The organism is Phenylobacterium sp. (assembly GCF_037138395.1).
Taxonomy (GTDB): Bacteria; Pseudomonadota; Alphaproteobacteria; order Caulobacterales; family Caulobacteraceae; genus Phenylobacterium.
Map to the genome: position 1 here is coordinate 1 of NZ_JBAXIM010000019.1, position 25,311 is coordinate 25,311.

Sequence of the window (25,311 nt, forward strand, 5' to 3'; positions counted from 1 at the left end):
GCTGAGGTCCCGGCCCCCCCGGCACCGGCACCCCAGCCCGTCCCGATGCCGAGTGCCTCGCCGGCCCAACCGCCGCCGCCGGCAATGCCAGTCCCCCAGGCCATGTCAGAGGACGCCTACCTGCGATCGCCGACCCTCGTCGTTGACCTCGCACCCCCCGAAGCCGGCACCGCCCAGGCCGCCCAGCCGACGACCGCCGCGGCCCCAGCCCCGGGCGATGCGCCCGGCACGGCAGAGGAGCGCTTTGCGGCCCGGACCCTCGGCCCGGGTCAGGGTGGCGGGCAGGCGGTTCAGATGCGGGACCTCAGCCGCACCGTGCCCCAGGGCGTACTGATCGCCGCGGTGCTGGAATCCGCGATCAATTCCGACCTGCCGGGTGCCGTCCGCGGGGTCGTGAGCCGCGACGTCCGCAGTTTTGATGGCGGCCGGGTGCTGATCCCGCGGGGGTCCAGGCTGATTGGCCAGTACAAGTCCGCCGCGACTCTCGGCCAGACCCGGGCCTTCGTGGTCTGGAACCGGATCATAACTCCGGCCGGGATCAGCATAGATATCGCTTCGCCCGCCGTGGACCGGTTGGGAAGAGGAGGGGTCGAGGGCGATGTCGACACCCACTTCCTGCAGCGCTACGGCGGTGCCATCCTGCTGACCGTCCTGAACGCTGGCATGACCGCAGCGGTCAATGCCGGATCGAATTCGGGGAGTAACACCCTGGTCCTGGGGTATCCCGGTCAGGTCGGGCAGGCCGTGACGGGCGGCGGCGGGACCCGGGATATCCCCGCGACCCTCCGGGTCCCGCAGGGCGCGGCCATCCAGGTCTTCGTCGCCCGGGACCTCGACTTCTCGTCCGTGATCCGCTGATGAACGCCAATGTCTATCTCGGCGCCTATCTGGCGCCCCTGGCGCCCTGGCTGACCCGTCCCGAGGTCACGGACCTGCTCGTCAACGCCCCTGGCGAGGTCTGGGTGGAGACCCCGGACGGCGGCATGCACCGGGAGGCGGCGCCGGACCTCGATGAAGTGACTCTGCAGCGCCTGGTCCGGCAGATCGCCGCCTATAGCCATCAGGGCGTGAACCGCGAGCAGCCGCTGCTCTCCGCCACGCTTCCGGACGGGGCCAGGGTCCAGGCTGTCACGCCGCCGGCGACCCGGGGCGGGGTGGTGCTCGCCGTCCGCAAGCACAGGCTCACGGACCTCTCCCTCGACGATCTGGCCAGCGACGGCTTGTTCTCGGCGCCCCCCCCACCAGCTGCGGGCGGACCTGATGACGTGCAACTGGTTGAGCGTCTTGAGGCGCGGGACTGGCTTGGCTTTCTTCGCCTCGCGGTGCGCCTTCGCAAGACCCTGGTGATCTCCGGAGGCACGGGCAGCGGCAAGACGACCCTGCTCAATGCCCTGGTCAAGGAGATCGACACTTCAGAGCGGCTGGTCGTGATCGAGGACGCCCCGGAAATCCGCCTGGACCACCCCAACAGCGTTGGACTTATCGCCGTCCGCGGCGACCTCGGCGAGGCGCGGGTCGATGTGGACTCCCTGCTGACGGCTTCCCTGCGCCTGCGGCCGGACAGGATTCTGCTGGGCGAGCTTCGCGGATCCGAGGCCTTCGCCTTCCTGCGCGCCGTCAATAGCGGACATCCGGGCTCGATTACCACCATCCATGCGGACAGCGCTGAGGGCGCCCTGGACCAGATCGGGCTACTGGCCCTGACGTCCGGCCTTGAGCTCGGGTGGGATACGGTTCGCGACTATGTGACCCGCGTGGTGGACGCTGTTGTCCAACTCGAGCGGGTCGGCGGCGCCCGGCGCATCAGTGACATCCGCCTGCTCCGCCGGGCCTGAAGGCCCGGCGTGCAGTGCGTACGCCTCATCAGTTGAGCGTCAGAAGCGGGTCGAGAGACCCACAGAGAACGACTGTCCGATGGCATAGCTGTTCGTTTCGAAGCGCTTGCCACCCGCAGACTGGTATTCTTCCGCGTCCGTCCCGGTCAGGTTCCGGGCTTCGAAGGAGCCGGTGAACTCCTGGCCCTGGACCTCGAAGGCCTTGCGGAACACGAAGTCCAACCGCAAGCCGGGATCCTGGACGAGGTCTGGCAGGTCGAGGCTGCTTGACCGCGCAACGACCCGGTCGCTGGTGTAGGTCATCAGGATTGTCGCCTGGGTCCCCGACTCTTCGTTCTCGAACCCGAACTGCAGGTTCGCCAGATGGTCGGACTGCCCCTGCAGGCGCTCGCCTCCCGAGAGGTAGTCGGTTGCCGGTGGCGTGGTCATGACGCCTGTGGTGTTGAGGACGATGGTATCGCCCTTCTCAACCTTCAGTTCCGACTTGGTGTAGGTGTAGTTCAGGGCCACAAGCCAGCGTTGGTCGTCGATCCAGGTCGTCCCCGTCTCGAGGTCAAAGAACTTCTTGAACTCGAATTCGGCGCCCATGATCTGGGCTGCGGGGGCGTTGAAGAAGGTCTGACGGAAGGCACCGTCTGAGCCCAGGATGGCCAGGGCTTCGACGGGCTTCCCCATGTCCTTGAAGAAGACACCGAGCGTGACGTACTGGCCATTGCTGAAGTAGCGCTCATAGCGCGCGTCGATGTTTAAGAAGGTCGTATCCTCAAGGTACGGGTTCCCCGTTAGGATCCGGTCGGTCTCCGTGTCCCGATATCGCTGCGGTGCCAATTCGCGGAACTGGGGGCGCCCGATGGTCTTGGAAGCGCCGAAGCGCAGCTGCTGGTCCTCGGCGAAGTTCCAGGTCAGGGTCCCCGCGGGCAGGATGTAGTCCTGTGTCACAGAGCGGCTGAAGGTAGCCGCTGCCGAAGGGTTGAAGATGTCCAGGGTGCGGACGGACTGGTCCGCAGTTTCATACCGGACCCCGAGGCTACCCCGGAGAAGGGGCATGATTTCACTGTCCACCTGGATGTAGGCACCGGCGACGGAGAGTTCGGCTTCGTAGAGGGCGGAGTCCCCGGTCAGGGCGGAGCCCGTGAGCTCCCGTAGCATCACGATATCGTCGTTGATGTTCCGGTCCGAGACCAGGTAGTCGATCCGCTCCTTCGCATATCGCGCCGGATCCCAGTTACGACCCTGGTCATAGGTGAAGTCACGGCGCCAGGAGGTCCGGGAGTTCTTCTGCCAGGCGGCACCCATCTTGAGTTGGGCCTGCCGCACGAAGTCCACGGGCAGGTCGTAGCTGAGGTCGACATTGGCCGAGCCGATATTCTCGTCGAGATCGGAAAAGGCCAGAAGCTGGTTTGCGCCTGACAGAAGAGCCGTGCGCGAACCGTCGGCTCCCAGGCCGTAGCGATAGAGGCGCTCATAGGGCGCCTGACGCGTCGTACGACCGTAGGTGCCCTTCCACTCCAGGTCCCAGTCAGCAATCCTGTGCTTACCGGAGAGTTGGCTCAGCTGAAGGGCGCGCTCGTACCATTCGGTCGCGTAGGCATTGACGTTGGCATTGCCCTGGGACTGGGCGCTATTCTGGGTAATCCGGGCGCGCTTGGACGTCGACTGGATCCAGAGGCCCGTGTAACGGACCTCGTTGTCGTCGTTTTTCCAGGCGAGACCAGCCAGACCGCTCCATCCAATGTCGTTCTGGTTAGCCTCGAAGGTTGAATCCGTCGCCAGGGCGAGTCCGCCGAGGTCCGGCGCCGACGTCTGGCGCACGCCCTTGCGGGTCTGCCAGCTATTCCGGTAGCTCAGCACACCGATCGCCCCGATCACGCCGACGTCGGTGTCAAAGGATCGCCCGGCCGAGACGTCGAAGTTGCCGTTGAGCGGCATCTTGTCACTCTGGATCAGGTTGATCGGCGCATTGGTGAAGCTGCGAGCGACGGCCTTGTACTGGTCATCCGTCAGTCCGCTTGTACCGGTCCCTGGTACGACGGGGCGGTTCAAGGCGAACTCGCGGATGCCGACAGGCAGCTTGCGCGTGCCGTCATCGAAACCTAGCCAGTCCGTTTCCGAACCGTAGTAGGTCAGGCGCCGCTCAGCGGTCGTTTCGGTATCTCCGCCCAGGCCGACACTCAGCTTGACGAAGCTCTCGTCAGGCACGCCCACGGTCTGAAGGTCGATGAGACCACCGCCGAAATCCCCGGAGTAATTGGCGGAATAGGTCTTCTGGATGACCGTACCCGCAAGGATCGAAGCGGGGAACAGGTCCAGGGGGATCACCCTTTGCAGGGGCTCGGGGCTTGGCAGGGGCGACCCGTTCAAAAGGGACTGGGAGTAACGCTCGCCAAGGCCGCGCACATAGACGAACTTTCCGGAGACGAGGGAAATGCCCGTGATCCGGGTCAGGGCCTGGGCGGCGTTGTCATCCCCCGCACGCTGGACATCCTCCGCGCTGAGGAAGTTGGCGACCTCGGCCGTGTCCCGGACCACATCCGGGATAAAGCGGCCGTTGACGACGATTTCCTCGACCTCAGCTTCGGCCGCAGGTGCGGCCGCAGCGAATGCGGACTGGGCGGAGACCAGTGCCGTGCCGGCAAGGAGAAGGGCGCTCAGTGTACGGGTGGTGACGTTCATCGGGAGTTAGCCTCCGGGAGGGGAAGAAAAAGGGGCGACGGTCAATCCGCCGCCCCGGTCAGGCGCCAATCAGCAGGAGGCGGCGCCCGCGAGCCCGCAGGTCCAGCCGACGTACCAGTTGTCGTTCAGGCCGGAGACAGCTCCGATATAGTTGACCGACAGGAAGAAGGCGGAGACGGCCGTCGGGTTTGTGGCCACGCGTCCACTCTCGTTGGTCCCATTGATGAACACCTGGGAGAAGGTCGTCGTGTAGCCAGTCGCGATATTGTTGGCCCCGGCCGTGAAGAGCGCCTCGGGAGCCGTCGGCTGGTCGTTATCGGTGGTCCTGTAGGGGCCGCCGCCGCAGGCGAAGGCGATGGAAGCGAAGGTCGACTTCGGGTCGGCCATCGTGGCCGCACCGTCAACGTCAAGGCAGGGCAGTGACGGATGGGCGGTATAGACGACCCCATTGAGGAAGTCGAACCGGGTGCCACTGTTCAGGACGATGCCCTGATGCTGGCGAGTATCGAAGGTCGTCGACGCCAGGCCTACCCGGCAGACGAAGTTCGAAACCTTGGGCGAAGAGCGCAGGAGCGGAAGGCCGTTGAAGGTCGAGCCTGCCGTGGAGGCCTCGAAGCACCGGTCTTCTTCCGTCGGGTTGTCCGAGTAGTTGATGAGGAACTGGGTGGCGCCCGTGTAGCCTTCGTCGGTGTCGTAACCATCGTCGTCCCACTGGTCGAGGACAAGGTGACGGGTGTTGACTGTCCCGCCGAAGAATTCGACCGCGTCATCCGCCGAGCCGTGCACCTGAACGAAGTCCACCAGCGTCCCGTTGCCCACAGAACCGAAGGTAATGCCGTTCAGCTCTTCATTAGGGGCGACTTCGTATCCGGCTTCCTTGACCTGGATGTAGCGAAGGATCCCGCTGTTGTCGTTCGCCGCGTTACCGCCCCAGTTGATGGTTTGGATGGCTTCGAACCGGTATTCGCACGCCGTCGGATTGGCGGGGAATGTGGTCGCGGTCGGCGGGCAGCGGTTGATCGGCGCCCGGCCAGCCAGGACGATACCGCCCCATTGGCCCTTGAGATCAGGTCCGCCGTTGAGGTCATTGAGGCTGGTGAAGATGATCGGGCGCGAGGCCGTGCCGTCTGCGATCATCCGCGATCCGCGGTTCACGGCAATGTATTCAGCGATGCCGCCGAAGATCGTCACACCCGGTTCAATGGTCAGCACCCCGGACAGTACGCCTGTGCGGGGGTTCTGGGCATCGGGACCGAGGTCCTGGCCGACTTCCGTCTTACCGTCGACGCGATAGGCGGTGCCGGGGCGATAGGGGACCGTGAGGGCACCCGTGATCAGCCGGGGGAGGCCGCAGGACCGGAGGGTCCCGTTGGCGACGGTCCCCAGATTGATGAAGCCGGTCGGGCAGTCAGCGGAGGCCCCACCGCTTCCGCCGCCGCCGCCGCTTCCACCGCCTCCGGTTCCGCCGGTGGCGAACTGGCCTTCACCCGGCGATGTGACCGAGGAACCGCCGCCACATGCGCTGAGCAGGGCGGCGGCGGCGAAGCCGAGGGTCAGGGTCTTCAGCTTTCCGAGGGCAATCATGTATCGGTCTCCACCGTGTCCGCATTTGGCGCGTGATTGGGGAGCGGCGGCCGGAATCGGTAGGCCACAAAAACGCCCCTTGTCGGGCTCGATTTAGCCGTGAGGTGTGACGACTGGGTTTCGGTTCCATGACGGACTTATGACACACGCTAGACCGTGGCCGACTAAGGCCCAGGACCGGCCTGTCCGTGGACGCGGGGGCATTCCATCTCCCCTCCATTCTGACGGTCGAAATCGAAAAAGGTCGGACCTGCCCTTCCGTCACCCACTGGCGGCCCCGTTGAGGGTCTGTCAGTTTCCCTCCAGGCACCGGGGACCCGGCGCTGTCCAGCTGGATGGAGGCCCCGGCATGCGCGGCAAGTGTCTGTGTGGTGAAGTTGGTTTCGAGTGCGACGCCGCCCCGGTGGTGACCGTCGCCTGCCACTGCACCCATTGCCAGAAGACCAGCGGTTCGGCCTTCTCCGTCAACGCTATCGTGGCGGGTGCAGCCTTCCGGCTGACAGGCGCCTACGCCGTCTATGCCGACCAGGGCGAGAGCGGCGGGTCGGTGGAGCGCTGCTTCTGTCCGAAGTGCGGCTCGCCCCTGGCCTCGCGCCTGGCGAACGGCATGGTGGCGGTGAAGGTCGGGGCCCTGGAGAGCGACGAGGACGTGACGCCCGTCCTGCAGCTGTGGACCCGCAGCGCCCGGCCCTGGTCGAAGGCCCTGCTTGGTGCTCCGGGCTTCGAGACCAACCCGCCCTCGGCATGATCCGGAGACCCCGCTGTGCTTGCTCCCCTCGTTCCCGCCGCCATCGGATCGGAGGATGAAGCCCTCCGCGCCGAGGTGCGCGCCTTCCTGGCCGAGCGCCTTGCCGGTGTTCCCGGGGCTCGCCGGGCGCGGACCTGGATGGGCTTTGACGCCGAATTCTCCCGCGACCTCGCCGCCCGCGGCTGGGTGGGCCTGACCCTGCCTGTGGAATTCGGCGGCGGCGGCCGTAGCCCCTTTGCCCGCTTCGTGCTGATCGAGGAGCTTCTGGCCGCAGGCGCCCCAGTGGCGGCCCACTGGATCGCCGAGCGCCAGAGTGCGCCGCTTCTCCTGCGCTACGGGACCGAGGCCCAACGCCGGGACATCGTGCCGCGCATCTGCCGGGGCGAGGCTTTCTTCTGCATCGGCATGAGCGAGCCCAACTCGGGCTCCGACCTTGCCAGCGTCCGCACCCGCGCCGAGCGGACCGCCACAGGCTGGCGCCTGAACGGCTCCAAGATCTGGACAACCTACGGGCACAAGGCCCACTACATGGTTGCCCTGGTCCGGACCAGCGGCGGGCCGGATGACCGCCAGGCCGGCCTTTCGCAGCTGCTGATCGATCTGAAGACCCCCGGCGTGACGGCGCGGCCCATCCGCGACCTTGCGGGGGACGAGCACTTCTCGGAGGTCTTCTTCGAGGATGTCGACCTGCCCGGGGACGCCCTCATCGGCCAGGAAGGCCAGGGCTGGTCACAAACGAACGCCGAACTGGCCTTCGAGCGCAGTGGCCCGGAGCGGCTCTATTCCTCCACCGTGCTGATCGACGAGTGGATGGATTTTATCCGCAGCCGCGGCGGGCCCACCGAGTCGGAGGCCGAGCTGGCCGGACGGATGCTGGCGCGGCTGGCGACCCTGCGGAACATGTCCCTGGCGGTGACCGGCCAACTGGCCCGGGGAGAGAGTCCGGTGGTTGAGGCCTCCATGGTCAAGGACCTGGGTGCCAGCTTCGAGCAGTCCATCCCGGCCCTGGTCACCGACCACCTGGCCTCCGTGGATGGCCCCGTCCCGGCGCCCCTCCTGGCCACACTGGACTACCTGGCGGGCATGAGCCCGACCTTCTCCCTGCGCGGCGGCACGCGCGAGATCCTGCGCGGTATCATCGCCCGCGGACTTGGCCTGAGGTGAGGTCCATGCGCGAAGATCTCTTCCTGGATCCCTGGCGGCGGCTGCTGGACGGCCTTGGCGTCGACCCCTGGCCAGAGCTGGTCGGATCCGGCTTCCTCGATCTGCTGCGCCCAGAGGCGGAGGGCGGTGCCGGGCTAGACCTGGCGGGCCTGTTTACCCTGGCCTTTGAGGCCGGTCGGCGGCCCCGGGCGCCCCGCGTCCTGCCGACGATCCTGGCCCGGCTTGCAGACCCCCAGGCCCTGGACTGCCCCGATGCCGAGCCGGTGCTGGCGGCAGGGGGAGAGGACCCTGTCGTCGCCCGCGCCCTGTGCGCCGCCATCGACGCGGCCGTGATGGCGGGTGCCATCGACGCCCTGCAGGCCATGACCCTGGACTACGCCTCTACCCGCCGGCAGTTCGGGCGGGAGATCAGCAAGTTCCAGGCGATCCAGCACCAGATCGCTGTCATGGCCGAGGAGGTGATGGCGGCCCGGATGGCGGCGGAGATCGCCATGGCCGGCCCTCCGCTCTCGGTCTCGGTCGAAGCTGCGGCGGTGGCCAAGATGCGCTGTGGGGAGGCCGCCATGGCCTGCGCCGGCATCGCCCACGCCGTCCACGGGGCCATTGGCGTCAGCGCCGAGCACGACCTGCACCATTTCACGGGCACCCTGCACCGCCTGCGCCTGGCCCATGGCGGTGAGGCCTGGTGGGCCCGCAAGCTGGGCATCTGGGCCCTGTCCCGGCCCGACGACGCCGCGACCCTGGTCCGGAGCCTCTAGAGGCCGTCCAGCCGGCAGTCCCGCGCCACCAGGAAGGGCCGCAGGGCCGCGTAGGCCTTCGCATGCCTGAGCAGGGGGATGCGCGGGTAGAGGTGGTGGATGACGTGGAACTGCATCCCCGAAGACAAGAGGTTGCCGATGTGGCTGCGGAAGGCCCGGGTGTCCCGGTAGCGGCCCATTTCCGCCGCCGGGTGGTGCGGTGCCCAGCTCAGGTAGAACTGGATGTAGGTCGAGCCCAGGATCCGCGGCAGCCACCAGATCAGGGCAGCCTCGATGGCGAACCCTGACCAGGCCAGGGTGAACAGGATGGCGTGGTAGGCCAGGGTGTAGAGGGCGGCGACCAGACCCGCTTGCCGGGCTTCCTCCGTCCCGATCCGGGCGAGGGCCTTGCCGTAGTTCCCGCCCGTCGCCGATCCCGGCTGCCTGTGGGCGATGGTGTTCAGCAGAACCTGCCAGGCATTCGGCGCCTTGGTGTGGATGTCGGGGTCCAGCTCCGGGTGGTTGGCGTGGAGATGGTGCTCGTAGTGGGTTAGCCGGGCGACGCCATAGGGCAGGAGCATGGGCAGGGGCGACAGGTGGCCGACCAGTTCGTTGAGCCAGAACAGGGGCTCGCCCTCCCGGGCGATGATCCTGTGCTGGGCCTCATGCGAGGGCAGGTAGCAAAGGGCCACGTTCAGGGTGGCGATGGGAAAGGCCACCCAAAGGGGCATCACGCCAGACAGGGTCAGGGGCCAGAGCGAGAGCCAGACGGCGAGGTTCCCCAGCCCCCAGAGGACCGACCCCCAAGGGAGACCGCCCATGAACCGGGCCGCCGTCTCGGTCTCCAGGCGGTTGAGCTCCCGTGGGGGCAGGGCGCGGAGGGCATCTGCGGACAGGTCGGTCATAGCCAGCGTCCCGTCTTCTGGGCGAGGGCGCCCCAGCCCCCTCCGACCAACAGTCCGACCGCAAGCGGCCAGGGCGTGGTGGCGATCGAAGGCACAGCCCGCTCGAGGACCTGGGTGACCAGGGGGGCCAGAAACCCGATCCCGAACAGGAAGGTGAGGTTCTGGAAAATCAGCGGCAGGATACGGCTCACAATGGGTCCTCTTTTCACCTCCACTTATGGAAGGCGAAAATGACGGATGCGTCAACTTTGTTAGTCACGAGTAAGGCGCTTCAGAAAATCTGCCTGTGCCCCTCCGCCAGGTCGTCCCGTCTCAGGACTCCATCTCTTCCCGGATCGTCTTCCGGGCGGTCCAGAAGAGGAAGAAGGCCAGCAAGCCGAAGCAGGTGGACATCATCAGGGCCCAGCGCACGCCCTGGGCAGAGCCCAGGCCCACGCCATTGGCCATGACGTCTGAGAGGATGCCGACGACGGTCGGGCCGAGGCCCAGGCCGATCAGGTTGATGACGAACAGCAGGATTGCGGATGTGGTCGCCCGCATGTGCGGCGGCACGATGGACTGGCCGATCGCGTAAACCGGTCCGTACCAGAGCGAACCCAACAGACCGTTGATCACCAGGATCCAGAGGGCCACGGAAGCCGAGGGCACGCTCACCGCAAGGATGTAGATCGGTACGGCGATCAGGGAGGCGATGGCGGGAACGACGACATAGCCGCGCAGGTCTGTCTTGGCGAAACGGTCTGCGATCTGTCCCCCCAGCCAGGCGGAGATCATGCCAGCGGTCCCCCCCATGAGGCCCAGGGCCAGGCCCATGAAGCCGACGGATTTCAGATCGAACATGCTGGCCAGCCGGGCGATCTCATCACCGTGGACCCGAAGGAAGAAGCTGGCGGTGAAAGGGGCGTGTCCATAGCCGATGAAGGCCTTGATGGCGGCGCCCAACGCGATCAGCCAAAAGGTCTTCTTCTTCATCAGGTAGGCCAGGGTCTCCCGGAAGGTCGCCTGGGCCGCGGTGATTTTGGCGCTGTGTTCAGCGAGAATCTTGCGCGGCTCACGAAGGGTGAAGAAGCAGAGGGCAGCAAAGAGGAGCCCCGGGACGCCGGCGACCAGGAAGGCGACCCGCCAGCCGTAGGTATCAGCGACCAGGCCGCCCATCACAAGACCCAGAAGGCCGCCCAGCGGGGTGCCCATCGAGTAGAAGGCCAGGGCCGAGGCCCGCTTCTCCTTGGGCACGTAGTCGGCGATCAGGGAGTGGGATGGCGGCGTGCATCCCGCCTCCCCGATCCCCACGCCGATCCGGCAGAGGACCAGCTGGAAGAAGTTGCCCGCAGAGCCGGACAGAGCCGTGAAGCCGGACCAGACGGCGACCGAGGTCCCGATGATGATCGGACGGTTCCGCCGCTCCGCCATCTGGGCGAGGGGAATGCCGAGGAAGGTATAGAACAGGGCGAAGGCGAGGCCGCTCATCATGCCCAGCTGCCAGTCCGCCAGCTTCAGCTCGTTCTTGATGGGCTCGGCCAGGATGTTGATCACTGACCGGTCGAGGAAGTTGATGGTGTAGATCGCCATCAGGAGCAGCATGGCATAGCGCGTGTAGGAAGCCGAGTAGGGTGCCCCGCTGACGGTGGCCGTGGCCGGCGGAAGGATGGGGTCGGTCGACGGCGTCGCGGTCTCTGTCATTTTGGGGTCCCTGGGTTTCCTCAGCTTTTTTCCGAGTCTGGGAAGCCGCCCGCCCGGTGTCTAGTCCCCGACAGCCTCAATCCGCTCCATGGGCGCCTTTGGCGGCGGCCTGAGGATCATGATGAGCGGATACATGGCCAGGATGAATATGATCATCCAGGCGAAGACACCGATATAGCCCAGCATCATCGATTGCCGCGTGATCTCGCCATTCATCATGGCAAGCCCCGCGGGGGTGGAAACGTCGACCTGGGATGGCAGGATGTTTTTCAGTACGGGATTGGAGGGATCCATCCGGGACGCGAGTTCACTGTGGGCGACAGCCGAGTTCCGGATCACCAGGGCCTGGACAATGGAAATGCCGACACTCGAGCCGAGGCTCCGTGCCATGGTGGACAGGATCGTGCCCTCCACCCGGTGGATGGGACTGAGGGTGACGTAGGCCAGGGTGCTGAGAGGGGCGAACAGGAGACCCGTCCCAGCCCCCTGGACAAAGCCGCTGGCCACCAGTGGCCACTCGGTCATCGAGAGGTCGAACTTCGCCATGGCCCAAAGCGAAACGACACTGAGCGTGGTTCCGACGAAGAGCATTTTCCTCGGTCCGATGGACTGGATCAGGATCGGGACCAGGAGAAATGTGATCAGGGAGCCCACACCGCGGCTCATGCTGACCCAGCCAGAGTGGACCGCGGAATAACCGAGCAGGCTCTGCATCAGCACAGGCAGGAGAGCCGTCGTCGAGAACAGCAGGACGCCCACGAAGAAGCTGAAAACCGTGGTGCCGACAAAGTTGCTGTCCTTCGCGAGGTCCCGATGGAAAAAGGGATTTGGTGAGGTCGCACTCTGGACGAGGAAGACCCAGAGCCCTGCAAGGGCAATCCCGGCCTCGATCCAGACTTCCGGCGAGTCCCACCAATCCTGCCCCGGTCCCCGGTCCAGCATGACCTGCAGGCCGACGACGAAGGCGGTCAGGGCCGCAAAACCGATGGTGTCGAAGGGTCTCTGCCGGCCTCCCGGGTCATCCGCCATCAGGCTTGTCACCGCCAGGGTCGCAATGATTCCCAGTGGCAGGTTGATGAAGAAGACCCAGCGCCAGCTGAGGTTCTCGGTGATCCAGCCTCCGAGCGTCGGCCCAAGGATTGGCCCCAGGATGACGGCCGCACTCCAAAGACTCATCACCTTCGGGATCATCGACTGGGGATAGATGTCCAGCATGACCGACTGGGATAAGGGCATCATCGAGGCACCCGCCAGGCCCTGCAGGGTCCGGAACAGGACCATCTGCTCGACCGAAGTGGCGACCCCGCACAGCATGGAGGCGATCGTGAAGGCGGCGATCGACAGGCCGATCATGCGCTTGCGGCCGAACTTCATGGCCAGCCAGCCCGACAGGGGGGTCATGACCGCCGTGGCCAGTATGTAGGAGGTCAGCACCCAGGTCAGCTGCTCCTGGGACGCTGAGAGGCTGCTCTGCATCTTGGGCAGGGCAACGTTGGCGATGGTGCTGTCGAGGGTGTTCATCAGCGTCGCCAACATGAGGGCGCCAGTGATGGGGATGCGGTTCAGGACATCCTTCTGCAGATGGGAAGGCGTATCAGTCATCCGCAGCCGTTCTCCAGTCCGACGCAGTGGCCGAATAGAGCCCGATCAGGTCCTGGAGCCTGTTGGCCCGGGCCTGCGCTAGGCTTCGCCTGGCCTGGCTGAGGTGCCGCCGGGCATCAATGGCGCGCAGGAGCGGCGTGCCGCCTAGCCGGACGCCGGCCGCCGTGATGTCGGCATCCTTCTGGGCCAGGGCCACCTCGCGCTCGATGGCGACGACCCGGGCCTCGTCGTTCTCAAGTGCGGACAGCAGGTCCGAGACCTGCGTGAAGGCTGACAGCACGGTCCGACGATAACGCGCCTGGGCTGCCTTCAGGTCCGCCTGCGCCACCTTCAGGTTGGCCTTTCGCAGTCCGCCGTCGAAGATCGGTACACTGATCCCGCCATTGACGCTCCAGCCCTTGGCATCGGTGTCGAAGAGGGAATCCAGCTCGGTCGAGGACTGGGCATAGCTGGAGCCCAGGCGGAGCTTGGGGAACTCGTCGGCCCGGGCGACGCCGGCGGCGGCCGTTGCGGCATGGAGATCGGCCTCGGCCGCCAGGATGTCGGGCCGCCGGCGCACCAGGTCCGAGGGCAGGGCGACCGGCGTCGAGCCGGGGACCTTCAGGTCATCCAGCCTAAAGTCGGGCGGAGTCCAGTCGGCGGGTGCCTTGCCGGAAAGCAGGGCCAGCTGGTGGCGCGACAGGTCTTTGGCCTTGGTCAGGGCGGGGATCTGGGCCAGGTCCTGGGCGAGCTGGGCTTCGATCTCGACGACGCCGGACCTGGAAAGTCCGCCCAGCTTCTCCGCACGCCCGGCCAGTTCGAGGAGCTTGCGGTCGTCGCTGAGTACGAGATCCATCGCCTCGAGCTCGGCGTTGAGGCCGGCCAGGCGGACCGCCTCCAGGGCGACATTGGCGGTGAGCATGAGGGCCGCGGCGTCTGCCTGCCGTTCTGCACGCTCACGTTGGGCCCCGGCTTCTTCGACCCGGCGCCGGTTCTCCCCGAAGAGGTCGAAGTCATAGCTGACGACGCCGCCAATGCTGAACAGGTTGAAGATCCGGTTGGGAAAGCCGGTGAGCCCGAAGGCCTGGCTGTTGAAGAGCTGGCGTTCCGTCCGGGCGTTGATTCCCACCTGGGGCAGGGTCCGGGCTCGTGCGGCGGCCTCCGAGGCCTGGTGTCGCTCCAGGACGGCCTGGGCTTCTTCCAGGCTGGGCGAGTTCGCCAGGGCTTGACGGATCACGGCGTCGAGTTCCGCCGAACCGAAGCTCATCCACCAGGGCCCCGCCGCCGCCGAGCCCAGCACGACGCCTGGGGGCGCGGCGTCGCCCGCCATGGCGTATCCCGCGGATGTGGGGCTGGTCTGGGGTGACACAAAGTCCTCGCCCACCGTCATGCAGGCCGACAGGGCAAGTGCGCACATCAGGGCTCCGGGCAGGGCAGGCCTGAAGGATCGGGCGATGAATCTGGGGTTTTTCCTCACCGCCACCGCCCTACCTGCGGTCGCCGCTGGACCGCACGTCCACCTTGACCGTGGCCGAAAGTCCGGCGCGGGACGCCATGTCCGGCGGCGGTTGATCGAACTCTATCCGGACGGGAAGCCGCTGTGTGACCTTGACCCAGTTGCCAGTGGCGTTCTGCGCCGGCAGGGCGGAGAAGGCCTGGCCAGTGCCTGGCGCGAAGCTGGCCACCCGTCCCGTCAGCCGGTGCTTAGGATAGGCCGCGACGTCGATTTCGACGGGTTGGCCCGTACGCATCCGCGCGATCTGGTCTTCCTTGAAGTTGGCTTCGACCCAGGGACGGCCCGACATCAGCCAGAAGGCGGTCTGCGAGGCGTTGACGTAGGCACCCACCGGTAGCTGGTCCACACGCGCCACGATACCGTCAGAGGGCGCCACGACTTCGGTATAGGATGAGTTCAGCCGGGCGCGCTCCAGTTGGGCGCCGGCCTGAAGGACGGCAGCGGCCCGGGCGGCGCCATTGGGGTCCCCGCCCAGGACCGCCAGGGCGGCGGCGGCGGTTTGCTCGGCCGCCCTCAGTTGTTCCCGGGCCAGACGGGCGGAATGACGGGCCTGGTCGGCCTGTTGGGCCGATCCGGCTCCCGCAGCCGCCAAGCCGGCCTGCCGGGAGGCCTCACCCTCGGCGTAACTCAGGTTTTCACGGGCGGCGGCGACATTCGCCTGCTCCCGTGCGTAGCCGGCGCGCTGCTGGCCAACCGTCTGCTGGGCGCCAGCCAGCTGGGCCTCCGCCGCAGCCAGGTTCGCGCGGGCGTCGCGGGCGTCGAGACGGAACAGGACCTGACCCTTCCGGACCGCCTGGTTCTCGCGGACGTAGATCTCGAGCACCCGTCCGCTGATCGATGGGGCGACGGGAGTCTTGGCCACCTGGACGAAGGCGTTGTCCGTCGACTGGAAGCGCCCGAGGGACAGGATGTAGACGGCCAGGGCGGCCAGGATCACCAGAGGCCCGCCGAACATGAGGATCCACCTGCGGGAGAGGCCTCCCCGGCTGGGGGCTCTTCCTGAAGGCGTCTCGGGTGTCTTTTCCGTCACGCGTTTCTCCCCCAGCTTCTCTGTCGCGCCGGTTCCGGCCCGGCCCGATGCGACCGACCTTCGCAAGGTAGGATCGCCATTAGTGTTCTGCCGTTCGCCCCCCAGGGGCAAGCCGGATTGCGCATCCAGGGGAAGTTTTCCTTCGGTTTTTTAAAAACTTAGCCAGGTTTTACTTTGGCGTCCAAAATTCGGGACGAGCTCTGAACTTGCAGCCATCGACCAGAGGCGCATGATTGCGTCCTGTCAGGGTTCTGGAGCACGACATGACCTCCGCAGCCTACCTCAGAGGCCAGGTCCGCGCCTGGAGGGCCGAGTCGGTTCGCAAGGTCCTTGTCGAGCGGCCGGACCTTGCCACCCTCCGGGATCCCCGGGGACGGAATTGGCTTCATGTCACTTGCATGGTCGAAGTCTCACCGCCGGATCGTGTCGTCGCAGACAGTCTAGCCACAGCAGGCGTCCTCTTGGACCTCGGTTATGGGATCGATGAGCCAGCCTTCTGCGAGGGGGATTGGCGAGCTACGGCGCTCTGGCACGCGGTCAGCCGGGGGCGCAACCTCGACCTCGCCCGCTTCCTGCTGGAGCGCGGCGCCGATCCCCGCTTTTGCCTCTACGCGGCGGCCTGGAACTCTGATCTTGAGGCCATAGACATCCTGCTGGCGGCGGGCGCCCCTATTGATGAGACCAGCTCGGAAGATGGCGCAACACCCTTCCTCTGGGCCGTCGCCACGAGCCATTTCGACAGCGCCCAACGTCTCCTTGAGGCGGGCGCAGACCCCGACCACCGCGGCCGGGACGGCCTGACCGCCCTTCATCTGATGATCCGCAAGTCGAGCCCCGCCAAGGCGCTTGCGACAGTTATTGGCTTCGGCGCCCGTGGCGACATTCCCGGACCGGACGGTAGGACCGCGATCGACCTCCTTGCGCGCAAGCGGGATCCCGCCCTGCGGGGCTTGGCCGAAACATTTTCTAACATGGCTCCGAAGTCGGTTCCGGGAGTTTTGCTGGGCTAGGGGCCAGGGGCTGGGGGCCGCAGCCGCTTGGGTCGTCAGTTCGGGATTGCTGGGGCCTCCCGGCGCGCCGCCGCGATTTTAGCGCGCGTCGCCGCGTGGTCCGCGCTGGAAATGCTGAACCGCGAGTAGAGCAGGACAGCGAAAACGCCGGGGATCATGGAGATCGGCCCCAGGAAGAGCCCGAGGTTCTGGAGGACGCCAGGATCCACCTCGCCTGGCTGCGCCTTCTCCGGGAAGGCGATCAGGGTCAGTACGATACCGGCGAGGGCTGCGCCGATCGCTGTATCGAGCTTGGCGAAGAGGGCTCGGGTTGAGTACAGCACCCCCTCCTGCCGGACCCCGAAGCGGACCTCGTTCTCGTCCGCCACGTCGGCCAGGGCGCTCATCACCGAGATGTTCAGTATGGCGCCTGTGGCGTAGCTGACGGCGGAAATGGCCACCAGGGTGGGCAGAAGCCGCGGATCCCCGTTGGGGAACATCCACCCGACCTCCCGCAGGATGTAGCCCAGTGCCGGGAAGACGACGGATGCCGCCGCGCTGGCGATGATCACGCCTCGCTTGCCCCATCGGGCGTGAAGCCGGGGCGTGAGGGTCAGGGCCGAGACGAAGCCGACCAGGCTACCCAGCGAGTACCAGCGCAGCATCTCCGACGGGAAGCCCCAGTAATAGGTCCCGCCGTAGAGCCCCAAGGTGTCGCGGATGCCGGTCATCAGGGACAGGGCGAAGAGGCCAGCCAGCAGCCAGACATAGTTCCGGTTGGCCAGGATCTTGCCGACGTCCTTCAGGAACTCGAAGGGCGAGAAGGGCGGCTGATCCTTCGGCGGCCTCGGGAGGCGCGGGATCTGGTCGCGCGTGAACCAAGCCGAGCCGAAGAGGATGGTCAGGGTCGCCCCTGCAGCCAACAGGGAGAAGGGCAGATAGGGCGCGGGATTCAGGAGGCCACGCGGATACTCCGGCGTGGCCTTGAAGAAGTAGGTGAGGGCGATCAGCGAGATGCTGGTGCCGCCGATCCAGGTGGAGAAATTATTCCACGCCATCACCTTGGTGCGCTCGATGTAGGACTCCGATAACTCGCCCCCGAGGGCCAGGTGCGGGGTGTGGAAGACGCTCATGGCCACCCGCAGGCCGATCACTGAACCTGTGAACCAGAGGAAGAGTAGGGTGTGGCTGAGGCCATCCGGCGGATTGAAGATGGCCAGGAGGAAGAGGGCGATAGGTATGGGCGCGGCGTACATGAAGGGATGCCGGCGTCCCAAGCGGGACCGTGTGCGGTCCGAGATCGACCCGACGACCGGGTCGGCGAACCCGTCCACCACGAAGGAGAGTGAGATCGCCAGCCCGCCCAGCCAGCCGGGCAGCCCGAGCACCTGATTGTAGTAGAGCAGGCCATAGGACCCGAGTGAGAACAGGGCGATCGTTTCCGCCGCACTGCCGATCCCGAAGGCCAGCTTGGTGCGAAGACGCAGTGACGGCAGCTCAGATGCATCCGGACGAGCCTCGTCGACGGACATTGGATTTTCTCCCCGCCCGCCTTTTGAACAGGCGGTATGGAGAGTGGCGGGGAAAAGCGCCGTCTCGTCAAGCGTCATGCCTGGTTCGGGCCTTGGCCTGACGTCCCGGTCCGGACGCAGGATCAGTTTCGAAGGGCGCGATAGACCGGAAGGCCTGCCGGCAGGAGCAGGTCGCCGTAGCCCGCGAGGACCTGGCTTCGGAAACCGGCCGCCGCCAGGGCCCCAAGGACGACCTCCTGCGGCAGGAGGGTAAGCTGGTGGACCTCGTCTGCGCGTCGCCAGCCCCCTGTCTGCAGCCTAGACGGAGCGGAGGGCGCTCGCCGGCCGGGCGGACAGGATGGGCAGGGCACCGGCAAGGCTCAAGGCCAGGGTGACCGCGAGGCCCACTGCGACCGATCCCAGGACGCGGCCCCAGTCTGGCGCCCAGGTAAACTCGAAGACCCGGACGATGATCCACCAGGCGCCGGACAGGCCGGCCGCGAGGGCGACCCCGCCCAGGAGCAGGCCGAGGAGCCCGAACTCGAGGGCCTGCACGGCCAGGAGCTGTCCCCGGGTGGCGCCCAGGGTCTTGAGGATGACGGCGTCGTAGGTGCGGGCCTGGCGCGCGGCGGCCACGGCCCCGGTCAGCACCGCCATCCCGGCCAGCAGGGTCACTGAGGCGGCTGCGGTGACCGCCAGGGCCATCTGGTCGAGAAGGACGCGCGCCTGGCCGATCACTTCGCGGACGGAGATCACCGAGGCGCCGGGAAAGGCCGCGAGGATGGCCCGTGCCGAAGCTGTCTCCCTGTCCGGCGGAAGGCTGACCGATCCCGCCAGGGTGTGGGGCGCCTGGGCAAGCGTACTCGGTGGGAAGACCATCATGTAGTTGAAGCCCAGGGTCTCCCAGTCGATCTTGCGGAGGGAGGCGATACGCGCGGGGATCTCCCGGCCCAGGACGCTGACCGTCAGGGTATCGCCGACCTTCAGGGACAGGGCCTCCGCCACCCGTTCATCGAGGGAGACCAGGGGCGGTCCCTGGTAGTCCGCCGGCCACCAGGCGCCCGCCGTGATGCGACTGCCTTCGGGCAGGGTCCCGGCATAGGTCACACCCCTTTCGCCGCGCAGGACCCAGGCTTCCCGCGGAAGGGTCTTCATGTCCCTGACACGCTGGTTGCCATAGGCCGTGATTGTCCCGCGCAGAGCTGGGACGAGGTCGACTTCGGCTCCGGGCGCTGCCCGCTGAACGGCCTCGCGGAAGGCTGTGGCCCCCGCAGACGGCACGTCCAGGACGAACTGGGCGGGCGCCCGCTTCGGAACCGACCGGGCGATTTCCGCATCGAGGCTGGTCTGGATGGCTGCGATCAGGACGAAGAGGGTCAGGGACAGGCCGATGGCGATGACCAGTGCGGAAGTCTGGGCGCCCGGACGGTGGAGGTTGGACACAGCCAGTCTCAGCAGGGGCGAAGCGGGTCGGGGCAGGCGCTGGGCCAGGGTCCTGACGCCAAGCCCCACCAGCAGGAGCAGGAGGAGGACGCCCCCCGTCGCCGCCAGCACCCCGGCGGAGAAGAGCGGCCCGTCCGTGGTTGCCAGGGCAAGGGCCACGGAGGCCGCCGCGGCGGTCCCGACAATGGTTGCGTCCCTCCTGGACATGCGGGCGGCGGGCTCAAGATCGGTCCGCCAGATGGCGGCGGGCGGGGTTCGGCCGGCGCGGGCCAGGGGCGGCCAGGTGAAGATGAAGGCGATCAGCAGTCCCTGGGCAGCGGCGAGGACCAGGGGCCAGGGATGGAGGACCAAGTCCGGTTTCACCGGCAGGCGGTCGCCGAGCAGGGCCAGGAGGGCGGGCGCCAGGGCTGCCCCCGCTGCGAGGCCGGTCGCGATTGCGCAAGCCGCGACCACGGCGACCTGCAGGAGATAGAGGACTGAGACGTCACGGTTGGAGGCCCCAAGGACCTTGAGGGTGGCGATGGCGCCCCGCCGTGCCGCGAGATAGCCCGCAACGCCGTTACTCACGCCTATCCCAGCGATCACCAGGGCGGACAGGCCGATCAGGCCCAGGAACTGCCCCATTCGCGCGAAGAAACGGCTGGCGCCTGGCGCGGCGCGGCCGTGGTCGCGAACCTGCCAGCCGGCCTCTCCGTGGGCGCGCTTGAGGTCTTCCGCCAACTTGTCCGGCCGGCGAAGGTCGTCTGGTGCCAGCCGGATCCGGTACTTGGCCTCGAAGAGACTGCCGGGCTGGATCAGGCCGGTAGAGGCCATATCCTCCAGCCGGATCAGGGCGGCGGGACCGAGGCTGAAACCTTCGCCGACCCGGTCAGGCTCAGAAGCCAGTACGCCAGAGATACGGAACCGGGCCTTGCCGACGGCCAGGCTGTCGCCGACCCCGACGCCCAGGCGCTCGCCAAGTCCGCGCTCGATCAGCACCTCCCCGGATCCTGGCCGATCCGTTGCGGCGGGGCCTGAAGGGGTGGCCACGGTCAGGCGGCCATAGAGGGGATAGCTGCTGTCGACGCCCTTGAGTTCGGACAGGATAGGTGGGCCGCCGCCGCCGCTGGCCATCGCCCTCAGCCGGACGGTCTCGCTGACCTTGCCCATCTGCGCCATCTGCGCCTTTTCGGCCCCTTCGGCGTACCTCTGCGTGAGGGCGACCTCCAGGTCACCGCCCAGGAGTTCGCGTCCCTTCCGGGTCAGCTCGCCGGTAATGGCCGCCGTCAGGCTACCAATGGCCGCCAGGGCACCGACCCCGAGGAACAGGCAGAGGAACAGGAGGCGCAGGCCGCGGAAGCCTGCAGACAGGTCCCGTCGTGCGATCCGCCAGAGCAGGTGGAAGGGTGCGGAGGTCATGCGGGCCTGTCGGATACGATCCGGCCGTCGGCCATCTCGACAATACGGTCGCAGCGGGCTGCCAGGTCAGGGTCGTGTGTGATGATCACCAGGGTGGCGCCTGTCGCGGCCCGCCGTTCGAACAGCAGGTCCGCCACCCGCCGGGAGGTGACGCCGTCCAGGTTCCCCGTGGGTTCATCGGCAAAGATCAGGCCAGGCCGGGACACCATGGCGCGGGCGATGGCCACCCTCTGCTGCTCGCCGCCCGAAAGCTGAGCGGGATAGTGGGTCAGCCGGTCGCCCAGGCCCACGGCGGCCAACTCCGAAGCGGCGCGATCCCGGGCATCCGTGGCGCCCAGAAGCTCAAGGGGGGTGGCCACGTTCTCGAGCGCCGTCATCGTCGGCAGGAGGTGGAAGGCCTGGAGGACCACGCCGATCCGTCCCCGGCGCGCCCTTGCAAGTTCATCCTCGTTGAGCGGCCCCAGATCCTGTCCGTCGATCCGGACCTCGCCGGAGGTGGTCCGCTCCAGCCCCGACAGCACGGCCATCAGCGACGACTTTCCGGAACCGGAGGGTCCAAGCACCGCCAGGCTCTGTCCCCGGGGCGCATCGAGGTCGACCCCCTTGAGAATGTCTGTATTTCCGAGCGAGAGTGTCACGCCCCGGGCGCGGATCATCAGGTCGGCGTCAGGGCGGTTCATGCGAGGAGGCGTCCAGTGCGTTCGGGTTGGTGGCTATATGTGGTCCTTGCCGGGCTTTGCCAGATTATTGTCGCCTGTTCGCCGCCGGACGACGCTCGGAAGACACAGGCCGCGCCCGCCCTGGCCGCTGTTGCTGACGGCCCCCTGGTGGTCATCTTCGGGGACAGCCTCTTCGCCGGTTACGGGCTGGAGCCGTCCCAGGGCTTTGCGCCAGCCCTTGAGCGGGCCCTGCGCCGCAGCGGGCGTGCCGTGACTGTGGTGAATGCCGGCGTCTCGGGGGATACGACCGCAGCGGGTCTCGCACGGCTGGGGTTCACCCTCGACGGCCTGCCCCGCAAGCCGGACCTGGTGATCGTTGGTCTGGGTGCCAATGACATGTTGCGTGGCCTCAGCCCGGCGCAGACCCGGGCGAACCTGGGGGCCATCCTCGATGAACTCGACAGGCGCAAGGTCCGCGCCGCACTCACCACAATGCTGGCGGCCCCGAACCTGGGCGAGGACTATGCCCAGGCCTTCAATCCCATCTATCCGGACCTGGCCCGGCAGAGGGGTGTGCGCGTCTATCCCTTCTTCCTGGAAGGCGTGGCTGGAAGGCCCGAGCGGCTGCTACCAGACGGCATGCACCCCAACGCCCAGGGCGTCGAGGACATCACGGCCCGCCTGGCGCCCCGGATCGCCGGGGACCTGCCGGCCGCACCCGGAGCCCCAGCCGGATCCTGAGCCCCCGGCCCGCGGTTACTTGGCCGCCGGCGCCGCAGCGATCACCTCAACGGGCAGGCCAAGCTTGTCGAGCTGGGGTTTCACCACTGAAGCGTCGCCCACGACCACGAAGGTCAGTCGGGAAGGATCGATGGCCCGGCGGATCGCACCATCCATGTCCGCTGCGGTCATGGCGCCGTAGCGCTCGGGAAGGCGCTCGTACCAGTCATCCGGTCGGTTGAACTCCGCGATTTTCGAAAGGCCCGTGAGGACCGCCGCGCCGCCTTCAAAGGTTCCCGGAAGCTCCCGGGTGGCGCCGTCGACGGTCAGCTGCCGCTCCTCGGCGGTGGTCCCCCGCGCGGATGTGAAGTCCCGGACGTCCTTGAGCAGTTCCGAGATCGAGTCCGCGGTGCGGTCGGCCTGGACCGGAGCATTGATGCGGAAGGCAACCCGGTCAGAAGTCTCCGAAATCCCGGATCCGACCCCGTAGGACCAGCCCTTTGTCTCGCGGAGGTTCATGTTCAGGCGGGACAGGAAACTTCCCCCCAGAACGTCATTGCCAGCCTGCAGGGCCAGCAGGTCGTCGCCGCCCCGGGCCTGGAGGACTTGTCCCGCCGCGATCACCGACTGGGGCGACTTCGGCCTATCGACCAGAACGATCCGGTTGCCTGAAGCCGCCGGAGGCTCGGAGAAGGTCTTCACACCCCGGGCAACCCCCGTTTGCGGCTTCCAGTCGCCGAGGGCGGCGTTCAGCCTGGGCAACAAGGCTGAGAGGGGCAGGTCGGACACAATGACCAGGCGGCCATTGTCCGGCCGGATCCACCGGTCGTGGGCGGCCTTGAGGTCCGCAGGGGTAACCCGGCCCAATACGGCCGCATCCCCGGCGCCGCCGGCGCGAACGCCATAGGGGTGGTTGGTGCCGTAAAGCCGTCGGGAGAGCTCGGCTGCGGCCACGGCCGAGGGATTGTTGGCCTCTGCGGTGATGCGTGACAGCTGCTGCCCGCGCAGGCGTTCCACTACGGCGGCTTCGAAGGTCGGACGCTGGAGGACGGCGGCGTAGAGGGCCAGCGAGGGCGTCAGGTTCGGGGTCAGGGCGTCAAGGAGGACTCCGGACCGGTCTGATCCCGCAGCGGCTCCCAGGCTGGCCCCTAGCTTCTCCGATTCTTCGGCGATCTGCCGGCTGGAAAGTCCGCCAGCGCCTTCTGTGAGGGCTCGAAGCATCATGGACTGCAGGCCGAAGTCCCGGACCTGGTCCGCAGCGGTGCCGGCATCGAAGCTGGCGGTGATCAGGGTTCGCGGCTCTCCGGCCCGCTGGGCGTAGACCACTGGCATGCCGTTCGCCAGGGTGGCCCGCTCGATGCCGGGGAAGTCGAGGTTCGAGACCTTGCCTGCGCCGGGCATGGCGGGTTCAGCGCGCGCCGTACGGGCCGAGGTCGCAACCCCCGTCCGGTCAATCCTAGCGCCCTTGGCCGCCGTATCCCCTCCGAGGGGGCCGCCGTCGAGGTCTCGCTCGCCGGGATCGACGCGCAGGGACAGGGCCGGCCGGCCAAGCCAGGTCTTCAGGGCGGACTGGACCGCCGACGGTGTGAGAGCGGCGTAGGCGTCAAGACGCTTCCGATAGAGCTGGGGATCATTGTTGTAGAGCTCGCCCTCGGCGAGGGTCACAGCCTTGCCCCCAAAGCCACCCACGGACTCTGTTGCGCGGATCTTGCTGGCGATCTCGACCCGCCGGGCCCGGTCCAGCTCCTCCGCCGAGGGGCCGGAGGCGATCAATCCGGCAATGACCTCGTCCATCCGCTTGGCGACCAGGTCCGGCGAGACGCCGGGGCGTACGTCTGCCGACAGGGTCAGGACTCCCACGGACTGAAAGACGCCATAGTCGGCACTGACCGAGACGGCGATCTTCTCGTCCCGCACCAGGGCGTTGTCGAGCCGGGAGGACGACAGCCCGCCGAGGACGCTGACCCCCGCCTCGAGGGCGACGGTGGACAGGTCATTCAGGCCCGGCGTCGACCAGCTGCGGTAGATCCGGGTGGTCGCCACCCGGTCCTTCAGGGTGAGGCTGACCGGGGCCTTGAGGGTTACCGGACCGTCCGGAACGGGGGCGACCCGCGGGCCGCGGGGGATGGCACCGAAATACTTCTCAACCAGGGCCCGGGCCGAGCCCGCGTCAATGTCGCCAGCCAGGACCAGGACGGCGTTGTTCGGGCCATAATTATCCGAGAACCAGCGCTTCACGTCGGCCAGGGATGCCGCGTCCAGGTCCGCCATGGAGCCGATGGTGCTGTGGCGGTAGCCGTGGCCCTGAGGAAAGAGGTTGTCGTTGATCACATACTCGACCAGGCCGAAGGGCTGGTTGTCGCCCTGGCGCTTTTCGTTCTGGACTACCCCCCTCTGATTATCGAGCTTGTCCTGGGTGACGGCCCCCAGCAGGTAGCCCATGCGATCACTTTCCAGGAACAGGGCCCTGTCGAGGGCACCGACCGGGACGGTCTGGAAATAGTTGGTCCGATCGAACCAGGTGGTTCCGTTGAAATCTGTGGCGCCCACCTCCTGAAGCGGCTTGAAGAAGTCGCCAGGGGCGTTCTCCGAGCCGTTGAACATCAGATGCTCGAAGAGGTGCGCAAAGCCAGTGCGACCCGCAGGTTCGTGCTTCGAGCCGACGCCGTACCAGATCGAGACCGCGACCACCGGGGCCTTGCGGTCGGTATGCACCAGCACCCGCAGGCCGTTGGGCAGGGTGAAGCGCTCGTAGGGAATGTCCACCAGGCGGGCCAGGTCCGCCGCCGAAGCGGGCTGGCTGGCGGCGGCTGAGTTGGACGCCGGTGCGGCAGAGGCGGGCGCCGTGGAGAGAGCGATGAGAAGGGCGAGGCTCGCGCCCGAGAGAAGCCTTCCGGCAAGGGTCATGAAAACTCCGGTATCAGGGCCGATCAGGGTTTCGGCCTAATTATCCCGCAGGGATTACGGCGATCCTCGGGCAAGGCAAGGGTCTTGGTACCGCAGTGTCTGCCCGGAGCTCGGACAAGAGCACTGGACCTTGCCCTCAGTCCGTCCAATATCTCTGGCAATTGAAGAGATATCTGTTGAAGAGATATCTGTGGGAGGGCGGACATGGCTGACGGATCAGCGACGCGTACG

Annotated in this window: 19 protein-coding genes; 7 read left to right on the top strand and 12 right to left on the bottom strand. The window is 67.1% G+C overall.

The window, feature by feature from the left end:
- Positions 1–102: 102 nt before the first annotated feature.
- Together WCJ52_RS02595 and virB11 are read left to right on the top strand one after the other, a co-directional pair.
- Positions 103–858 carry a TrbI/VirB10 family protein gene (locus WCJ52_RS02595; protein ID WP_336901736.1) on the top strand — a complete coding sequence of 252 codons (756 nt, stop codon included), beginning with the start codon at positions 103–105 and terminating at the stop codon, positions 856–858.
- On the top strand, positions 858–1,835 hold the full coding sequence (gene virB11, locus WCJ52_RS02600) for a P-type DNA transfer ATPase VirB11 (protein ID WP_336901737.1): 978 nt from the start codon (positions 858–860) through the stop codon (positions 1,833–1,835). The genes WCJ52_RS02595 and virB11 overlap by 1 nt, the downstream gene beginning before the upstream one ends.
- Before the next feature lie 39 nt (positions 1,836–1,874).
- Here the strand turns inward: virB11 and WCJ52_RS02605 are convergent, their stop codons facing one another.
- Complete coding sequence (locus tag WCJ52_RS02605; protein ID WP_336901738.1) at positions 1,875–4,508, bottom strand: TonB-dependent receptor; 2,634 nt, start codon at positions 4,506–4,508, stop codon at positions 1,875–1,877.
- A gap of 69 nt (positions 4,509–4,577) precedes the next feature.
- Complete coding sequence (locus WCJ52_RS02610; protein WP_336901739.1) at positions 4,578–6,092, bottom strand: hypothetical protein; 1,515 nt, start codon at positions 6,090–6,092, stop codon at positions 4,578–4,580.
- Positions 6,093–6,441: 349 nt separating this feature from the next.
- On the opposite strand from WCJ52_RS02610, the gene WCJ52_RS02615 reads away from it, so the two are divergent.
- The 3 genes from WCJ52_RS02615 to WCJ52_RS02625 are packed head-to-tail and all read left to right on the top strand — an operon-like array spanning position 6,442 to position 8,762.
- Entirely contained in the window at positions 6,442–6,840 is a 399-nt protein-coding gene (locus tag WCJ52_RS02615) for a GFA family protein (RefSeq protein ID WP_336901740.1), read from the top strand.
- Between the two features lie 15 nt (positions 6,841–6,855).
- Entirely contained in the window at positions 6,856–8,004 is a 1,149-nt protein-coding gene (locus WCJ52_RS02620; RefSeq protein ID WP_336901741.1) for an acyl-CoA dehydrogenase family protein, read from the top strand.
- 5 nt (positions 8,005–8,009) lie between these two features.
- Positions 8,010–8,762 (top strand): acyl-CoA dehydrogenase family protein, encoded by a 753-nt coding sequence (locus WCJ52_RS02625; protein WP_336901742.1) that lies wholly within the window; start codon positions 8,010–8,012, stop codon positions 8,760–8,762.
- Here the strand turns inward: WCJ52_RS02625 and WCJ52_RS02630 are convergent.
- From WCJ52_RS02630 to WCJ52_RS02655, 6 genes are all read right to left on the bottom strand, one after another.
- The gene (locus WCJ52_RS02630; protein ID WP_336901743.1) at positions 8,759–9,646 is read right to left on the bottom strand and encodes a fatty acid desaturase; all 888 of its coding nucleotides are present in this window, start codon (positions 9,644–9,646) and stop codon (positions 8,759–8,761) included. The two genes, WCJ52_RS02625 and WCJ52_RS02630, sit on opposite strands and share 4 nt — an antisense overlap.
- Positions 9,643–9,837 (bottom strand): hypothetical protein, encoded by a 195-nt coding sequence (locus tag WCJ52_RS02635; RefSeq protein ID WP_336901744.1) that lies wholly within the window; start codon positions 9,835–9,837, stop codon positions 9,643–9,645. The genes WCJ52_RS02630 and WCJ52_RS02635 overlap by 4 nt, the downstream gene beginning before the upstream one ends.
- Positions 9,838–9,958: 121 nt before the next feature.
- Complete coding sequence (locus WCJ52_RS02640; protein ID WP_336901745.1) at positions 9,959–11,326, bottom strand: MFS transporter; 1,368 nt, start codon at positions 11,324–11,326, stop codon at positions 9,959–9,961.
- Between the two features lie 60 nt (positions 11,327–11,386).
- Positions 11,387–12,928: an MDR family MFS transporter gene (locus tag WCJ52_RS02645; protein WP_336901746.1), complete on the bottom strand. Its 1,542-nt coding sequence runs from the start codon at positions 12,926–12,928 to the stop codon at positions 11,387–11,389.
- On the bottom strand, positions 12,921–14,324 hold the full coding sequence (locus WCJ52_RS02650) for an efflux transporter outer membrane subunit (RefSeq protein WP_336901747.1): 1,404 nt from the start codon (positions 14,322–14,324) through the stop codon (positions 12,921–12,923). The genes WCJ52_RS02645 and WCJ52_RS02650 overlap by 8 nt, the downstream gene beginning before the upstream one ends.
- A gap of 70 nt (positions 14,325–14,394) precedes the next feature.
- Positions 14,395–15,453 carry an HlyD family secretion protein gene (locus WCJ52_RS02655; RefSeq protein ID WP_336901748.1) on the bottom strand — a complete coding sequence of 353 codons (1,059 nt, stop codon included), beginning with the start codon at positions 15,451–15,453 and terminating at the stop codon, positions 14,395–14,397.
- 263 nt (positions 15,454–15,716) lie between these two features.
- Here WCJ52_RS02655 and WCJ52_RS02660 point away from each other — a divergent pair, with 263 nt between their 5' ends.
- Entirely contained in the window at positions 15,717–16,463 is a 747-nt protein-coding gene (locus WCJ52_RS02660; protein ID WP_336901749.1) for an ankyrin repeat domain-containing protein, read from the top strand.
- Positions 16,464–16,498: 35 nt separating this feature from the next.
- Here the strand turns inward: WCJ52_RS02660 and WCJ52_RS02665 are convergent, their stop codons facing one another.
- The 3 genes from WCJ52_RS02665 to WCJ52_RS02675 form a co-directional block, all read right to left on the bottom strand.
- Positions 16,499–17,974: an MFS transporter gene (locus WCJ52_RS02665; protein WP_336901750.1), complete on the bottom strand. Its 1,476-nt coding sequence runs from the start codon at positions 17,972–17,974 to the stop codon at positions 16,499–16,501.
- A 297-nt stretch (positions 17,975–18,271) separates the two neighbouring features.
- Positions 18,272–20,794, bottom strand: a complete 2,523-nt coding sequence (locus WCJ52_RS02670) for an FtsX-like permease family protein (protein ID WP_336901751.1) — start codon at positions 20,792–20,794, stop codon at positions 18,272–18,274.
- Positions 20,791–21,474 (bottom strand): ATP-binding cassette domain-containing protein, encoded by a 684-nt coding sequence (locus WCJ52_RS02675; RefSeq protein ID WP_336901752.1) that lies wholly within the window; start codon positions 21,472–21,474, stop codon positions 20,791–20,793. The genes WCJ52_RS02670 and WCJ52_RS02675 overlap by 4 nt, the downstream gene beginning before the upstream one ends.
- A gap of 15 nt (positions 21,475–21,489) precedes the next feature.
- Between WCJ52_RS02675 and WCJ52_RS02680 the strand changes: the two genes are divergently transcribed.
- The gene (locus tag WCJ52_RS02680) at positions 21,490–22,194 is read left to right on the top strand and encodes an arylesterase (protein ID WP_336901753.1); all 705 of its coding nucleotides are present in this window, start codon (positions 21,490–21,492) and stop codon (positions 22,192–22,194) included.
- A 15-nt stretch (positions 22,195–22,209) separates the two neighbouring features.
- Here WCJ52_RS02680 and WCJ52_RS02685 read toward each other — a convergent pair whose 3' ends face one another.
- On the bottom strand, positions 22,210–25,080 hold the full coding sequence (locus WCJ52_RS02685; protein ID WP_336901754.1) for a pitrilysin family protein: 2,871 nt from the start codon (positions 25,078–25,080) through the stop codon (positions 22,210–22,212).
- Between the last annotated feature and the right edge of the window lie 231 nt (positions 25,081–25,311).

What these genes read in the sequence shown, in the direction of transcription:
- WCJ52_RS02605 (WP_336901738.1), bottom strand. Translation starts at nt 4,508, where the DNA reads ATGAACGTCACCACCCGTACACTGAGCGCCCTTCTCCTTGCCGGCACG.
- WCJ52_RS02660 (WP_336901749.1), top strand. Translation starts at nt 15,717, where the DNA reads ATGACCTCCGCAGCCTACCTCAGAGGCCAGGTCCGCGCCTGGAGGGCC.
- WCJ52_RS02665 (WP_336901750.1), bottom strand. Translation starts at nt 17,974, where the DNA reads ATGTCCGTCGACGAGGCTCGTCCGGATGCATCTGAGCTGCCGTCACTG.
- WCJ52_RS02645 (WP_336901746.1), bottom strand. Translation starts at nt 12,928, where the DNA reads ATGACTGATACGCCTTCCCATCTGCAGAAGGATGTCCTGAACCGCATC.
- WCJ52_RS02670 (WP_336901751.1), bottom strand. Translation starts at nt 20,794, where the DNA reads ATGACCTCCGCACCCTTCCACCTGCTCTGGCGGATCGCACGACGGGAC.
- WCJ52_RS02675 (WP_336901752.1), bottom strand. Translation starts at nt 21,474, where the DNA reads ATGAACCGCCCTGACGCCGACCTGATGATCCGCGCCCGGGGCGTGACA.
- WCJ52_RS02640 (WP_336901745.1), bottom strand. Translation starts at nt 11,326, where the DNA reads ATGACAGAGACCGCGACGCCGTCGACCGACCCCATCCTTCCGCCGGCC.
- WCJ52_RS02610 (WP_336901739.1), bottom strand. Translation starts at nt 6,092, where the DNA reads ATGATTGCCCTCGGAAAGCTGAAGACCCTGACCCTCGGCTTCGCCGCC.
- WCJ52_RS02630 (WP_336901743.1), bottom strand. Translation starts at nt 9,646, where the DNA reads ATGACCGACCTGTCCGCAGATGCCCTCCGCGCCCTGCCCCCACGGGAG.
- WCJ52_RS02685 (WP_336901754.1), bottom strand. Translation starts at nt 25,080, where the DNA reads ATGACCCTTGCCGGAAGGCTTCTCTCGGGCGCGAGCCTCGCCCTTCTC.
- WCJ52_RS02650 (WP_336901747.1), bottom strand. Translation starts at nt 14,324, where the DNA reads ATGTGCGCACTTGCCCTGTCGGCCTGCATGACGGTGGGCGAGGACTTT.
- WCJ52_RS02615 (WP_336901740.1), top strand. Translation starts at nt 6,442, where the DNA reads ATGCGCGGCAAGTGTCTGTGTGGTGAAGTTGGTTTCGAGTGCGACGCC.
- WCJ52_RS02595 (WP_336901736.1), top strand. Translation starts at nt 103, where the DNA reads ATGTCAGAGGACGCCTACCTGCGATCGCCGACCCTCGTCGTTGACCTC.
- WCJ52_RS02625 (WP_336901742.1), top strand. Translation starts at nt 8,010, where the DNA reads ATGCGCGAAGATCTCTTCCTGGATCCCTGGCGGCGGCTGCTGGACGGC.
- virB11 (WP_336901737.1), top strand. Translation starts at nt 858, where the DNA reads ATGAACGCCAATGTCTATCTCGGCGCCTATCTGGCGCCCCTGGCGCCC.